Source organism: Segatella sp. (assembly GCF_977051555.1).
In genome coordinates, this window is the sequence record NZ_CDRSSE010000005.1 from 52568 (window position 1) to 67304 (window position 14737).

A 14737-nucleotide genomic window follows, 5' to 3' on the forward strand; every position below is an offset into this window, starting at 1 on the left:
AGTGAAGAACGAAGAGTGAAGAATTCAATGGCTTTGCTGTTTTTTAAAAAAATATTAGTGTTTTATGGAGAAGAAGGATTTGAGAATTGTTTTCATGGGAACACCGGAGTTTGCGGTGGAATCCCTCAAGCGCCTGGTAGAGGGCGGTTACAACGTGGTGGCTGTGGTTACCCAGCCTGATAAACCGGTGGGCAGACATCAGGATACGCTGCAACCTTCGCAGGTTAAGCAGTATGCCGTAGAGCATGGTTTACCGGTGCTGCAGCCTGTAAAGATGAAGGACCCTGACTTTGTGGAGCAGTTGCATTCTTATCAGGCTGACTTGCAGGTGGTAGTTGCTTTCCGCATGCTGCCAGAGGTGGTTTGGGCGATGCCGAAATATGGTACTTTTAATGTACATGCAGCCCTCCTTCCGCAGTATCGAGGTGCGGCGCCTATCAACTGGGCAGTGATTAATGGCGAGAAGGAGACGGGTGTTACCACCTTCTTCCTCGACCACGATATTGATACCGGTCGCATCATCCTGCAGAAACGTTTTCCTATTCCGGAGACGGCAAATGTGGAGTATGTTTACGACGGGTTGATGCATCTTGGTGCTGAATTGGCGCTGGAAACCATTGATGCGCTCATCGCTGCCGATGGCAATATCGGTTCCATTCCTCAGAGCGAATTGATAGGACAGGGTGCCGAACTCAAGCCGGCTCCGAAAATCTTCAAGGATACCTGCCGCATCGACTTCCACAAGCCTGCCAAACAGGTGTATGATTTCATCCGCGGTCTTTCTCCATACCCTGGTGCATGGACTGAAATTAAGAAGAAGGAGACAGTAGTATTCTTTGACTATCCTAAGGGAGATGATGATTACGTGAGGTTCCCTGAGCCTACTACTCATCCATCCCATAAGCAGAGTACACAGAAAATTCAGGTACTTAAGATATTTTCTACCCGTCTTTCATGTATGAAGCGTGGTGATGCGCCTGTAGGATCGCTCCGCGTTGAGGGGAAGTCGTTACAAGTAGCCTGCCTTGATGAATGGCTCATTATTCAGGAGTTGCAGCTCAGTGGCAAGAAACGCATGGATGCTTCTGCTTTTCTCAATGGTATGAAGGACATAGCTTATTATGAGTGTTTGAAGAAAGATGTTAGTGACGATTTTTAAGATTCAAAAGATTTTTGATTTTTAGTTTTATTGTATTATGACTGTAGAAGAAGACATCAAGCGTGCTGTAGAGTGCATGCGAAAGGGTGGAGTGATACTCTATCCTACAGATACCGTATGGGGCATAGGATGCGACGCCACCAACCCTGAAGCGGTAAAGAAAGTTTATGAAATAAAAAAACGTGACGATTCTAAGGCGCTTATCTGCCTGATAGATTCTGCTGACCGCATGGCGCGTTATTTCCGCAATGTGCCACAGGTAGCATGGGATTTCATCGATGCCGCCATGCCAGTAAAGCCTACCACGGTTATACTGGATGATGCGAATGGTGTGGCTAATAATCTTGTAGCAGAGGATGGTAGTCTGGCTATGCGAGTAACTTATGAGTCTTTCTCCAAGCAGCTTTGTTACCGGTTTCAGAAACCAATTGTGAGTACTAGTGCCAATGTGAGTGGTGAGCCTGCAGCACAGAATTATCGTGATATCTCCGAGGAAATTCTCAATGCCGTAGATTATGTTTGCTGGACTCGCCGTCAGGAGCATAAACCTCATCAGCCTTCAAGTATTGTAAAAATAGCGAAGGACGGTGAGGTGAAAGTAATTAGATAAGATTTGTATATTGATCCTTATAGAAAGCCTGGTAGGGGATTTACTTCCTTTAGCAGGCTTTTTTGTATGCTTTCAGTCTAATGTTCATAAAGAATTAGTCATTGCAATGTGTTTTTATTGCAAGAAGAATTTACCCCAATACGGATATATAACAAGAAACCCTGCAAGAAATCAATCTTGCAGGGCTTATCCTGGGTGGAAGGTGGGACTCGAACCCACGACATTCAGAACCACAATCTGACGCTCTAACCAACTGAACTACGTCCACCATGTTGGTTATGTTTTGCTTTTTCAAAAATAGTTGGGTGGAAGGTGGGACTCGAACCCACGACATTCAGAACCACAATCTGACGCTCTAACCAACTGAACTACGTCCACCATATTCTTGTTAAGCGGGTGCAAAGGTACGAAAAAAAAATGATTCTACCAAATTTTTTCGTACCTTTTTTCCTATTTTTTATTTTGCAGGGCTTGTTGGAACTACTGGAGCTGCCTTCTGGGCATCTGCACCAGCTGCAGGAACAGCCTTCTGAGCACCTGCTGCATCCTTGCTAGCACCTGGCATAGCAGGAAGAGCGGTCTGCTCCTGAGTGGCTCCCTCCAAAACACTGCTTTCGCCAGCTGCCTGAGGGGCTACATAAGCACATGCCACGCTGATGACAACCAAGGCTGCAGCGAGGCCCCATGTTAATTTCTCAACAATGTCAGTGGTCTTGCGAACACCCATGATTGAGTTGGTTGAAGAGAAGTTACTTGCAAGTCCACCTCCCTTTGATTCCTGGATGAGCACGATGAAAATCATCAAGATAGCTACCAGGACGATTAATACTACTAATAATGTGTAAGCCATTTTTTAAAACTAGTTTTATTTATTTATTATTCTTCTTTATTTCTATGTTTCGAAGTTTTCTTCCTTTGTTCCGAATATTACTTCTTCTTCTCATTATTTCTTCTTGCTGTTCAGCATCAGTTTCTCCAGAAATCTGAGCTGGTCAACATAATATCCGTTCTTGTTTGGATGCTGCTGATGCAGTCGGCTGATGATGTCGTAAGCCCTCTGATACTTGCCCTGCTTGATGTAGATGCGGGCGAGGGTTTCGGTGAATACGCCGCTGTTTTCCTCTTCGCCATCCTTGCCGGAATCAGTCTGAAGTTCGGGAGTGAATTCCGGCTTGTAATCTTCGTCCTGCTGGATTTTAGGCAGTTTAAATCCGCCATCCTCCATAAAGTCGTCGATAAGGCTCATGGTGCGCGAAGTATCTTCAGGCTCCTGCTGGTCTTCGGTCTCCATGAGATAAGCCACATAGTCTACAGCCGCGTCAGCCGGTGTAGGCTTGCGCTTCTCCTTCTTCTTCTCTTCCTCTTCGGCATCCATCGGTATGGAACCCAGAAAGTGGTCGATGAGGTCGCTAGTACGGTCGCCGCACTTTTCTTCTCCCGTTCTCACTTTTTTTGTACCTTGCTGCTGGTTGGTTTCAGCCTCAGCAGGATCGGGTTTTATTTGATAGTGGGCTGCCTCTACCATCTCGAAGATAATCTTGCGGTCGGTGATGTAGATGGCTGCCCGGCGCAGTTCTTCGTCAAAACTTGGGTCGTGGAGCAGGTACAGATTCTTCAGCATCAGCAGGCGCGCTGTCTGATAATACGGATATAGAGCCAAGAGGGCGCGCAAGTCGTAAAGCGTCTCTCGGTTCATCTCCTCTGGGTGTTGTATCAATCTGCTTAATTCCACGATTTTTTCTATTAACTTTAAACTATTAACTTTTCTACCAGTTAGCTACCGTAGCGTTGAATATCTGGTCTACCAGGTCTTTGATAATCTGGGTTACCAGTTCTTCCTGCACCGAGGCAAGGCTCTGGGTGGTGTCGTAGGTCTTGGCAGATGTAAACTGCTTTTCGAAGTCCTCGGCATGGTTCTTGGTGTTGGTGAAGCGCACGTTTACGGTTATGCTGAGCTCAGTCTGAGCTGAGTATCCCTCAGAACTTACCGATTTGTTTCGCTGAGAATATTGGGTGATTTCGCCCTCTATCTTCAGGTCGCCGTTGCGCGACACCTGTATGAGCTGGGTGTTGCTGGCAAACTTATCCTTGAGTTCGTTGTTGAACATCGGACCCATCGGACCCCATACATAGGAACTTCTGATAGGGAAGTCGGCAATCTGTATGGTCTTGGTTTTGGTGTAGTCGATGCTGGCACCGTTGAACTTGTAGCTCACGGAGCATGCGGCCATGACCGCCACCATCAGTGTGACTCCTATTATATATAGGTACGCGCGTATATGCTTCATAACTTATATTTGTTAATCTTTCTGTAAAGGGTTCTGTCGGAGATGCCCAGTTCTTCAGCCGCTTTCTTGCGGTTTCCGTTGTTTCTCTCCAATGCCTTTTCTATCATCTGTTTGCTCAGGTCGCTGAGGTTCAGATTCTCGTTTTCTTCCTTAATCTCTTCAATCTCCGCATCCTCGGTTTCGGGCTTGTAAGCACCCCTCATGCCTCCTGCAGCCATTTCCTGGCGGATGTGCTGGAGCTCGTCGAGATCGGTAATTGGAGGCACGGAAGATACCGGAGAAACCGAAGATACCGATGAAACCGGAGAAACTGATGAAACTGGAGATACGGATGGAACCGTTGAAACCGGAGCTACCTGGGTGTTTGGCTGAACCGGCGAAACATATCCGCTGGTGCCGCCCAGCTGGCGTGCCTCATCGAGCTGCTTGCGCAGGCTGTTCATCTCCCGTCTCAGGTCGCTCACGTTGCCCCTCAGTTCGTAGAGAATCTTGTAGAGCAGTTCGCGCTCGCTGGCGTAGCTATGGTCGTCCTTGCCATCCTTCTGTATGGTGGCGAGCTGTGTAGACTCCTCATCTCTCGGAATAAACTGGGTGAGGGTCTGTGCATCGATATCTCTTTCTCGGCTCAGCACTGACATCTGTTCGGTAATGTTCTTGAGCTGTCTCACATTTCCCGGCCACTTGTATTTCAGCATGATCTGCTTGGCCTCATCTGAGAGTGAAATCTTAGGCAGACGGTATTTTTCGGCCATCTGCATGGCGAAGAGGCGGAAGAGCAGGAGGATGTCGTCTCCACGCTCTCTCAATGCAGGCATCTGTATCGGAATGGTGTTGAGGCGGTAGTAGAGGTCCTCGCGAAAGCGGCCTTCGCTCACAGCCTTGCGCATGTTTACGTTGGTGGCTGCCACGATGCGGACATCCGTTTTTCTTATCTCAGTTCCACCCACGCGGATGTATTCTCCCGTTTCGAGCACGCGCAGCAGTCTTGCCTGCGTCTGTATCGGGAGTTCGCCCACCTCGTCGAGGAAGATGGTACCCTTGTTGGCAATACCGAAGTATCCTTCGCTTTCGCCTATGGCTCCAGTGAAGGAACCCTTCTCATGTCCGAAGAGTTCGCTGTCAATGGTTCCTTCCGGAATGCTTCCACAGTTGATGGCGAAATATTTCTCTCTGCGGCGTGGCGAATTGTCGTGAATCACCCTAGGAATGATTTCCTTACCCACACCGCTTTCGCCGATGATGAGCACGGAAAGATCGGTCGGCGCTACCTGTAGGGCTACGTCGAGCGCATGGTTCAATCCGTCGCTGTTACCGACGATATTGTAGCGTTGTTTTATCTTTTGTAGTTCGGAAGTGTCCATTTAGCTGCCAAAATTACTCATTTTTTCTGAATTATCTGCATTTTTTTTTAATTTTAACGTTCGGGAGGCCCGATTACAGGGCAGATTTGCCTTTTTTGCGTCATCTGCCCTCCCGAATCTTTCTTTATTCCGCTTTTTCTCGGGAATAGGGAATCTTTCTCTTATCCCTTTTTCTTAGGGATGGAGAATCTTACCTTCTCGCTCTCGTCACGCTTCTCGTGGTAGAGTTTAGGCAGTGGATTCTCGTAGGCCTCATCATAGTCTTCGCGGTTGCAGAAGGCATCCAGCGCCATGTAAATGGCGTTGCGGAAGGAGAATGGGTCGGCCTCGTTGCAGCCCGTGATGCTGTAGCTAGGAGTGGTGTTGGCGGCGGTGTGCACGAGAGGCAGACCGGCGGTGAAAAGCACGCCATCCTCGTTGTAGAGAGAATGGAACGGGGTAGTGGCTTGATCGTGATACATGGCCATGATGCCGTCGAACTCTACGAAATGGCCGTTGCCGAAGAACTCGTCAGTAGGGTAAGGACCAAAAGCTTGTATTTTCTGCTCGGCAAGCTGGTCAATGGCTGGGATGATGATGCTGGCTTCCTCTGGTCCGCAGCTCTCCTCACCGTTGTTGCTAGGATTCAGGGCGAGCACGGCGATGCGCGGGTTGGTAATCATGAAGTCTCGTTTCAGTGATGTGTGCATCTGCTTCACCTTCTCGATGATGAGCTCCTGGGTGATAGCTGCCGGCACGTCCTTGAGCGGAGTCTTTCCGGTTACGGATGCGATGCGAAGGTCGCCGCCGCAGAGGATGGAAAGGCCCTTGGCACCTTCGCCCAGGCAAGTTTCAATGTATTCCTTGTGGCCCTTGAACTGGAAGCCCTCAAATTGTGCGTTCTGGTTGTTTACCGGTGCGGTAACGAGCACGTCGAAGAGCTCGTCGCGGTAGTCGGTCATGGCTCGGTCAAGTGCCTTGATGGCTGCCGTACCCGATTCCTGAGTAGGCATGCCCATGTCAACCTTCACCTCCTCATCCACAGCCGGCAGGAGGTTGATTCTTCCGTCTTCAGCATCTTCTGCTTTCTGGATGATGGAGAACTGGGCAGGCAGATTCATCGCCTTGCGGTAATAAGCTGCCACTTTAGGCGAACCGTAGATGATAGGGGTACAATACTCCAACATCTCTGGCTCACTGAATGCCTTAAAAATGAGTTCGTATCCGATACCGTTGGTATCTCCGTGAGTGATGGCCACTCTAATCTTTTTGCTGTCCATTTATCGTTTTTATTTTATAGTAGAAATCGCAGCTTCGAGCTGCTTGATTAATATTTTCTTTTTCATTTCGGGCGCATAAACGAAGCCGATGATGATGATTTCATCCCCCGTTTTTCCCCGGCGGATGCGCTGCATCACGTAGGGTCCTCCCATGGCGTCGCCCTTCATCTCCCAGAGTCCTCTCTTGGCGAGGACGGGAATCACCATATACATGCTGTCGGTTTCGCCGGGCATGTTTGTGCGGAGCATGCTGTCAATCTGCTGCTTCTCTTGAGCAGAAAAAGCATCTGTTTTTTTCACTCTTCGTTCTTCACTATTCACTTCCTCCGCTCTTTTTTCACTCTTCACTTCCTTCATTTTCATGAGGATGAGGTTCTTCATGCCCGAGCTGGCGTTGTTTGAAATCCAGATGAAGTTCTTCGCCTTCTTGCTTGCCTGCATTTCGGCAGGGATGTTCATGCTGATGCCGAAGTTCTTCTTCACCAGCTGCTGCATCTCTCGGTTCTGCTTGCTCGGGTTGGTGGAGATGATGGAGGCGAGATGCTCAAGTTCTGCCTCATCTACGAGCTGGCGCAGTTTCTCGGGGTTGAGTTTCTCTCTGAGTTGCTGCGGCGAGCGGGCAGAGATGCGGATGACGGTCTGCGGCGAAGCATTCTCGTTGCGGCTCAGCCCGACTGAGAATTCCGCTGCCGGGATGTTCACCACGATGCGGGTTCTTACGAGCAGGTAGCTGCCGTGGATCTTGCCCTTCTTTACCTGAATGAGCCGGCAGAGCGGTTCGGGTTGGGGCAGGGCAGGCACCTCTTCCGTCAGTATCTTCGTAACGATGCTGTCGGTATCTCCCTCGAGCACCACCTCGTAAGGCTGTCCTGTGCTCTTGAGTAGTTTTCCGTTTTTTCCACCTCCCAGGGTGCAACTTGCCAGGAAAAGGAGCAAGAAACAGCTGGTAAGTAGGATTTTCAAAGATTCTCTAACCATTTCTTTCCTGGTTTTGTATAAAGCCAAGCCAAGAAGCTGAGAGCAATGATGAGACTTATCGTCATTGTATATGTAAACAAATCCATAATTTCTATTTAAATCCATCAAGCCATTTCTGACCAGGTTTTGTGTATAACCATCCCAATATGCATAATGAGATGATGCAACCTGTAACCATTGTAAATGTAAACATATCCATCCTTCCCCTCCTTTCCTTACTTCTTCATCTTCTCTTCATCCTCGTGCTCACGGATTTCTCCGATTTTCTTCGAGGTGCTGAGCAGGCCGCAGGCGGCGTAGATGTCCTGGCCGCGGCTGGCACGGATGGTGGTGAAGACACCATGCTGGGTGAGGTAATCACGGAACTGCTCCATCTTCTCATCATCCACACCCTGCAGCGGGATGTCTGGAATCTGATGGAAACGGATCAGGTTGAAGCGGCAGTCAAGTCCCTTCACCAGCTTGATGATGGCCTTGGCATGCTGCATACTGTCGTTTACGCCCTTAAAGACGATGTACTCGAAACTCAGGCGGCGCTGATGAGAGAAATCATAATTCCTCAGCAGTTCTACCACCTGCCCAATGCCCATACCCCTTTCGGCAGGCATCAGTTCGGCGCGCTCAGAAGGGATAGGGTCGTGCATGCTGATGGCCGCATGGCAGTCGCTCTCTTCCAGGAACCGCTTTAGCTTGTTCTTCACGCCCACCGAACTTACCGTGATGCGCTTCGGGCTCCATGCCCAGCCGTAGTCGGCGGTGAGAATCTCCGTGGCGCGCAGCACATTGTCGAGATTATCCATCGGCTCGCCCTGACCCATGAACACGATGTTGGTGAGCTTGTCAACCTCCGGCAGCGAGTAGATCTGGTTCAGAATGTCGCCGGCAGACAAACTGCCCTCAAACCCCTGCTTGCCGGTCTGGCAGAACAGGCAGTTCATCTTGCATCCCACCTGCGAAGAAACGCACAGCGTGGCACGGTCCTTATCCGGGATGTAAACCGTCTCGACAAATTTGCCGCTGCGGGTAGGGAAGAGGTACTTGATGGTACCATCCACCGAATGTTGTGCATCGGAATATCCGAAGCATCCTATTTCGTATTCGGCAGCGAGTTTGGCACGGTTCGCCTTCGAGATGTTGGTCATCTCGTCGATGCTCTTCACATGCTGCTCATAGAGCCACTTCGCCATCTGTCCACCAGTGAAGGCGGGCATGCCTAAGTCCTTTGCCACCTGCTTCAATTCGCCAAGTGTAAGGCCCAAAAGATATTTTTTTTCATTATTCATACTGCAAAGATAGTGTTTTTTGGCGAAAAATTAGTATCTTTGCCACATATTTTAATATAATAAGATAAAATAAAGATAAAAAACACAGATTAAGCCCCCCGAAAAGGGCTGAAATGAACAAAAATAACGTAAGAAAATGAGAGAAAAAATAGACCTTTTCTTGCCTTGCGAATACATCGGCGATGCGCAGAATGCCTTGTCGGTGCTTCATGAGTACAAGACTGTACAGCATATCCACTTCCTGGTGAGTGCTGATTTTGCCGCTCATCATCAGGTGCCCGAAGGATGCACGTTTGTCATCACCGACCGCCTGGAAAGCAGTAACACCATTGCCAGCATCGCTGAAAATACAGATGCTGACTACGTGATGATCTGTACCCGCCACACCACCATAGGATGGGGAAACAACACGTTGGAGCGATTCCTCAGAGTGGCAGATGATACGGATGCCGTCATGGTTTACGCCGATCACTACAAGATGGTGGAAGGCAAAATGGAGAAACATCCGGTAATTGACTACCAGTCAGGTTCTTTGCGAGATGACTTCGACTTCGGAAGCCTCTGGTGCATCAAGGCACAGGCGCTGGCCGACTACATCGCCCAGTCCGACCGCGAAGAGTATCAGTTTGCCGCCCTCTACGACCTCCGTCTCTATCTGAGCCGCGTGGGCGAAATCTTCCATCTCAACGAATTCCTCTATTCTGAAGCCGAACTCGACACCCGTAAGAGCGGCGAGAAGCAGTTTGACTATGTGAACCCGCGCAACCGCGAGGTGCAGATAGAGATGGAAAAAGCATGCACCCAGCACCTGGGCAAGGTGGGCGCCCTGATAGATACCACCTTCTACCGCCAGCCCGACTTCGGTGAACAGGAATTTGAATACGAGGCATCTGTCATCATCCCCGTCTTCAACCGCGAAAAGACCGTGGCTGATGCCGTGAAAAGTGCCCTGGGACAGAAGGCAAGCTTCAAGTTCAACGTCATCGTAGTGAACAACCATTCTACCGACCGCACCGGAGAAATCCTGGATGAACTTAAAGCAGACAACCTGATACAGATTGTGCCGGAGAGAACCGACCTGGGAATAGGCGGCTGCTGGAACGAAGCCATCAACAGCAGATTCTGCGGAAAGTTTGCCGTCCAGCTTGACAGCGACGACCTCTATTCTTCGCCAAAAACACTCCAGAAGATAGTAGATGCCTTCTACAAACAGAAGGCTGCCATGATTATCGGCTCGTACCGCATGTGCGACTTCGACCTCAACACCCTGCCACCGGGACTGATAGACCACAAGGAGTGGACCGATGAAAACGGATGCAACAATGCACTGCGTATCAACGGCTTGGGTGCTCCGCGCGCCTTCTTCACTCCGCTGGTACGGCAGATCCAGTTTCCTAACACCTCGTATGGTGAGGATTATGCACTGGGTCTGGCATTCTCACGCCGTTACCGCATCGGCAGAATCTACGACGAACTCTACCTCTGCCGCCGCTGGGGAGGCAACAGCGATGCAGCCCTCAGCGTAGAGAAGGTGAACGCCAACAACCTGTATAAGGACCGCCTGCGCACCATGGAACTGAAGGCACGCCAGCACATGCTACAGGGCAAGGCCGACATCATGGAAGACAGCAGCATCTCGCGCTTCTTCAACCGCCAGCTGGAGGTTTGGGCAGATGCGCGCCACCGCTTCCGCGACCTCAAGCATGTAGAAACCCGCCAGCTCTCCGACCAGCTGAAACTGCAGTGGAATCCGGCCCGCATCGTAAGTACGGGCGCCAAGATAGATAAGAAAACCCTGGGCGAGCGCCCTTGCTTCCTTTGCGACAAGAACCGTCCTAAGGAGCAGATGTCGAAGCAGATAGACGAGAAATTCCATCTCCTGGTGAATCCGTTCCCGATTCTGCCTGTCCACTTCACCATTCCGGCACGCAAGCACCAGCCTCAGCTCATCTACAAGAACTACGGCGAGATGCACCGCTTCATCAGTCTGCACAGCGACCTGATGGTGTTCTACAACGGTCCGAAGTGTGGTGCTTCGGCTCCAGACCATCTTCATTTCCAGGCAGGAACCAACGGCATCCTTCCTCTGCAGACCAACTGGCAGCGCCTCTCCCGCAACCTGACCGACGTCATCTCGCTGAACGATGAGGAGAAAATCTCTGTGGTTCGCGACTTCATAGTTCCCGCCTTCGTCATCATCTCGAAGAGTGCCGAGAGTGATGAGGCCCTCTTCCGCCGTCTCTACAAGGCAATGCCTCAGCGTGGCGACGAAACCGAACCGATGATGAACATCATCTCCTGGCGCAAGGGCGAGGAATTCATCAGTGTGGTCATTCCGAGAGAAAAGCATCGTCCGGAAGCCTATTTTGCCGAAGGCGACGCCCAGTTTGTTGTTTCGCCGGGAGCTTTGGACATGAGCGGACTCATCATCACTCCTCGTGAGGAAGATTTCCGCAAGCTGACCGAGGAGAAGGCACTCTCACTGCTGCAGGAATGTGGCGTTTCGGAAGAAAAGATGAACGCCATCATCGCCAAACTGAAGGCATCTAAGGATGCCGAGGATGCAGCCGAAGCCTCTTCCACCTTATATAATAAAGGTAAGCAGCCCGACGTAACGGTGGGCATCGTGAGTGCGCAGAAGATTCATTTCTCGCTCAACAAACCTTATCTTGCCAAGGGCGAAAAGGTGCTGGGCGAACAGGTGGTAGAATTCTCAGAGGGCGGTGTGCTCTGGAACGGCAACCAGTACAGCCAGCTCACCTTCCATCCGCAGAGTGCCGACGCCTCGTTCTCGCTGAGCGACGTAACCATCGGTGTCAACTTCCACTGGGAGCGCAAGGAAACCCAAACCTTCCTGGGCACGCTCCGCTTTGTGGTAGAATCGGATAAGATTGTGGCAATCAATGAGTTGCCTGTAGAGAAATATCTTGAGAGCGTCATCAGCAGTGAGATGAGTGCCACTTCGAGTCTGGAACTCTTGAAGGCGCACGCCGTCATCTCCCGTTCATGGCTCCTGGCACAGATGCAGAAGCGCAGAGAGGTGGCTGAGAGCGGCAACAACTTCTTCTCTTTCACCAAGAAAGAAGATACGCTCATCCGCTGGTACGACCGCGAAGACCACACCCTCTTTGATGTCTGTGCCGACGACCACTGCCAGCGCTACCAGGGTATCACCAAGGAAACTTCGCCTCATGTAGCCGAAGCCATCCGCCAGACCAAGGGACAGATTCTGATGGACGGCGAAGAAATCTGCGACGCAAGATTCTCGAAATGCTGCGGCGGAATCACCGAGGAATTCCAGTATTGCTGGGAGGACACACCGAAGACTTATCTCACGGCGGTTCGCGACATCGCTCTGGGCGTGGAACATACATTGCCAAATCTGACCAATGAGGAAGAGGCAGAGAAATGGATCCGCTTTAATCCGCCAGCTTTCTGCAACACGCAGGATAAGAAAATCCTCTCAGAGGTGCTCAACGACTATGATCAGGAAACCGTCAACTTCTACCGCTGGAAGGAAACGCTCAGCCAGGAGAAGTTGCAGCAGCTCATTGCCGACAAACTGAAGATGGATCTAGGTGCCATCCTCGACATGAAGGCGGTGGAGCGCGGAAAGAGTGGAAGAATCAGCAAGCTCCAAATTATCGGAACCGAGAAAACCTTTACCATCGGTAAGGAACTCGAAATCCGCCGTACGCTGAGCGACAGTCATCTGCTGAGTTCAGCCTTCGTGGTGGATAAATATGATAAGGATGAGCAGGGAGTGCCTCAGCGCTTCGAACTCATCGGAGCCGGTTGGGGTCACGGAGTAGGCCTCTGCCAGATTGGTGCTGCCGTGATGGGCGAGCAGGGTTATCATTATGATGCCATCCTGCTGCACTACTACCAGGGAGCTGAAATCAAGAAACTCTATAAGTAATCATGTTGAATGTTAAGTGTTAAATGTTAAATTGCCTGGTTGAAGGCTTCTTAACTTAACACTTAACATTTAATATTTAACATTTAACTTAACACTTAACATTTAAAATAGCTAATGGTAACAAAGAAAAACAGTCGGAGTCCATGGGCATGGATTCCGACCCTATATTTTGCCGAAGGACTCCCCAACGTCATCGTAACCGCCCTCTCTGTGGTGATGTACATGCAGTTGGGGCTGACCGATGCCGAGGTGGGTCTCTATACCGGATGGCTCGCCTTGCCTTGGGTTATCAAGCCCTTGTGGAGCCCATTCATAGATTTGCTGAAGACCAAGCGCTGGTGGGTGCTCACCATGCAGGCTCTCATCGGAGCCGCCCTTGCCGGCATCGCCTTCTCGCTGCCTACCGCCTTCTGGTTTCAGGCCACGATGTGCTTCTTCTTCCTCATCGCCTTCTGTAGTGCCACCCACGACATTTCGGCAGATGGTTTCTACATGATTGAGCTGGATGAGCATACACAGACCAAGTTTGTGGGTTTGCGAAATACCTTCTACCGCCTCGCCATCATCTTTGTAAATGGTTTTCTGGTGATGCTGGCAGGTGTGCTGCAGGTTCTCTTCCGCAACCAGATACGCTTCTCATGGGCGCTTATCTTCTACGGACTGGCAGGCATCTTTATCGGTTTGTGGCTCTACCACAGCCGCTTCATGCCGCGCCCGAAGGATGATGTGCAGACCGACAGAACGGTGGGCGAAGTGGCTCATGAACTGAAGAACATGTTCCGCACTTTCTTCGTGAAGTTCGGATTGGGTGAAACCGTCTGTGTGATGCTCTTTCTCTTGCTCTACCGATTCCCTGAAGCGCTTCTGAACACCATGACCAAGACCTTCATCCTCCGTCCTAATTCGCAGGGTGGACTGGGACTGTCACCTCAGGAATATGGCTTTGCCAATGGTACTGTGGGATTGATAGGTTTGCTGCTGGGTGGAATTCTTGGTGGTATTCTGGTGAGCAGGGACGGAATGAAGAAATGGCTCTGGCCGCTGGTTTGCGCCATCACCTTGCCTGATGTGGTTTACATCTATCTGAGTTACTCGCTCAACAGCAACCTCATCGTGGTTTCCAGCTGTCTTTTTGTCGAGCAGTTGGGTTATGGTCTGGGCTTCACGGTTCTTACCCTCTACATGCTGTTCTACAGTCAGGGCAAGTTCAAGACCTCCCATTATTCCATCTGTACGGGCATCTCTTATCTCGGTTTGATGTTGCCGGGCATGGTTTCGGGATATCTGAAGGATATGGTAGGTTACCGCATGTTCTTCATCATCGTCATGGCCTGCTGCATCATCACCTTCCTGGTTACCGCCTTCCTAAAGATAGATCCTAACTTCGGAAAGAAAGAGGAAGAACTGGAGGAGGAAGAAGAAATAGAAGATGAAAGTGGTCATTAAGGTCATTGGTCATTAAGGTCATTAAGGAAAAGTTGACATTGTCAACTCTGGCTTCCTGAAATTCTTGCTTATGGCGTAATTCATCAGGCAAGAATGAAAATTCTTAAATTCTTAAATTCTTGACTTAAAGTTTTTTTATCAAGAATTTAAGAATTAGAGAATTTTTTCACTCTCGTGACGATATGAATAGATGAGAATTACGGGAAAGTTGACGTTGTCAACTCTGGCTTCCTGAAATTCTTGCTTATGGCATAATTCATCTGGCAAGAATGAAAATTCTTAAATTCTTAAATTCTTGACTTAAAGTTTTTTTTATCAAGAATTTAAGAATTAGAGAATTTTTTCACTCTCGTGACGATATGAATAGATGAGAATTACGGGAAAGTTGACGTTGTCAACTCTGGCTTCCTGAAATTCTTGCTTATGGCATAATT

At 49.8% G+C, this 14737-nt stretch carries 11 protein-coding genes and 2 tRNA genes; 4 read left to right on the forward strand and 9 right to left on the reverse strand.

Features of this window, described 5'->3' with window-relative positions:
* Positions 1–64: 64 nt before the first annotated feature.
* Both fmt and ACWJAO_RS02070 read left to right on the forward strand, forming a co-directional pair.
* On the forward strand, positions 65–1159 hold the full coding sequence (gene fmt, locus ACWJAO_RS02065; RefSeq protein ID WP_449139096.1) for a methionyl-tRNA formyltransferase: 1095 nt from the start codon (positions 65–67) through the stop codon (positions 1157–1159).
* Between the two features lie 37 nt (positions 1160–1196).
* Entirely contained in the window at positions 1197–1769 is a 573-nt protein-coding gene (locus tag ACWJAO_RS02070; protein ID WP_449139097.1) for an L-threonylcarbamoyladenylate synthase, read from the forward strand.
* 193 nt (positions 1770–1962) lie between these two features.
* Here ACWJAO_RS02070 and ACWJAO_RS02075 read toward each other — a convergent pair.
* The 9 genes from ACWJAO_RS02075 to rlmN form a co-directional block, all read right to left on the reverse strand.
* Positions 1963–2038: transfer RNA gene (locus ACWJAO_RS02075), tRNA-His, on the reverse strand.
* A gap of 34 nt (positions 2039–2072) precedes the next feature.
* A tRNA-His gene (locus tag ACWJAO_RS02080) sits at positions 2073–2148 on the reverse strand.
* Positions 2149–2226: 78 nt separating this feature from the next.
* A complete protein-coding gene (gene secG, locus ACWJAO_RS02085) occupies positions 2227–2619 on the reverse strand; it encodes a preprotein translocase subunit SecG (RefSeq protein ID WP_449139098.1) in 393 nt (130 codons plus the stop codon).
* A gap of 93 nt (positions 2620–2712) precedes the next feature.
* Positions 2713–3501, reverse strand: a complete 789-nt coding sequence (locus ACWJAO_RS02090; protein ID WP_449139099.1) for a tetratricopeptide repeat protein — start codon at positions 3499–3501, stop codon at positions 2713–2715.
* A gap of 34 nt (positions 3502–3535) precedes the next feature.
* Positions 3536–4057 (reverse strand): LptE family protein, encoded by a 522-nt coding sequence (locus ACWJAO_RS02095; protein ID WP_006846339.1) that lies wholly within the window; start codon positions 4055–4057, stop codon positions 3536–3538.
* The gene (locus ACWJAO_RS02100) at positions 4054–5418 is read right to left on the reverse strand and encodes a sigma-54 interaction domain-containing protein (RefSeq protein WP_449139100.1); all 1365 of its coding nucleotides are present in this window, start codon (positions 5416–5418) and stop codon (positions 4054–4056) included. The genes ACWJAO_RS02095 and ACWJAO_RS02100 overlap by 4 nt, the downstream gene beginning before the upstream one ends.
* Positions 5419–5579: 161 nt before the next feature.
* On the reverse strand, positions 5580–6677 hold the full coding sequence (locus ACWJAO_RS02105) for a PdxA family dehydrogenase (protein WP_449139101.1): 1098 nt from the start codon (positions 6675–6677) through the stop codon (positions 5580–5582).
* Positions 6678–6686: 9 nt separating this feature from the next.
* The gene (locus ACWJAO_RS02110) at positions 6687–7655 is read right to left on the reverse strand and encodes a DUF4837 family protein (protein ID WP_449139102.1); all 969 of its coding nucleotides are present in this window, start codon (positions 7653–7655) and stop codon (positions 6687–6689) included.
* A 215-nt stretch (positions 7656–7870) separates the two neighbouring features.
* Positions 7871–8938, reverse strand: coding sequence for a 23S rRNA (adenine(2503)-C(2))-methyltransferase RlmN (gene rlmN, locus ACWJAO_RS02115; RefSeq protein WP_449139103.1), 1068 nt, complete (start codon positions 8936–8938; stop codon positions 7871–7873).
* A gap of 136 nt (positions 8939–9074) precedes the next feature.
* Between rlmN and ACWJAO_RS02120 the strand changes: the two genes are divergently transcribed.
* Together ACWJAO_RS02120 and ACWJAO_RS02125 are read left to right on the forward strand one after the other, a co-directional pair.
* Positions 9075–12857, forward strand: coding sequence for a DUF4922 domain-containing protein (locus ACWJAO_RS02120; RefSeq protein ID WP_449139104.1), 3783 nt, complete (start codon positions 9075–9077; stop codon positions 12855–12857).
* A 114-nt stretch (positions 12858–12971) separates the two neighbouring features.
* A complete protein-coding gene (locus tag ACWJAO_RS02125; RefSeq protein WP_449139105.1) occupies positions 12972–14303 on the forward strand; it encodes an MFS transporter in 1332 nt (443 codons plus the stop codon).
* Positions 14304–14737 lie beyond the last annotated feature (434 nt).

Coding starts and splice junctions, on each gene's coding strand:
- fmt (WP_449139096.1), top strand. CDS start 65: ATGGAGAAGAAGGATTTGAGAATTGTTTTCATGGGAACACCGGAGTTT.
- ACWJAO_RS02070 (WP_449139097.1), top strand. CDS start 1,197: ATGACTGTAGAAGAAGACATCAAGCGTGCTGTAGAGTGCATGCGAAAG.
- secG (WP_449139098.1), bottom strand. CDS start 2,619: ATGGCTTACACATTATTAGTAGTATTAATCGTCCTGGTAGCTATCTTG.
- ACWJAO_RS02095 (WP_006846339.1), bottom strand. CDS start 4,057: ATGAAGCATATACGCGCGTACCTATATATAATAGGAGTCACACTGATG.
- ACWJAO_RS02100 (WP_449139100.1), bottom strand. CDS start 5,418: ATGGACACTTCCGAACTACAAAAGATAAAACAACGCTACAATATCGTC.
- ACWJAO_RS02105 (WP_449139101.1), bottom strand. CDS start 6,677: ATGGACAGCAAAAAGATTAGAGTGGCCATCACTCACGGAGATACCAAC.
- ACWJAO_RS02110 (WP_449139102.1), bottom strand. CDS start 7,655: ATGGTTAGAGAATCTTTGAAAATCCTACTTACCAGCTGTTTCTTGCTC.
- rlmN (WP_449139103.1), bottom strand. CDS start 8,938: ATGAATAATGAAAAAAAATATCTTTTGGGCCTTACACTTGGCGAATTG.
- ACWJAO_RS02120 (WP_449139104.1), top strand. CDS start 9,075: ATGAGAGAAAAAATAGACCTTTTCTTGCCTTGCGAATACATCGGCGAT.
- ACWJAO_RS02125 (WP_449139105.1), top strand. CDS start 12,972: ATGGTAACAAAGAAAAACAGTCGGAGTCCATGGGCATGGATTCCGACC.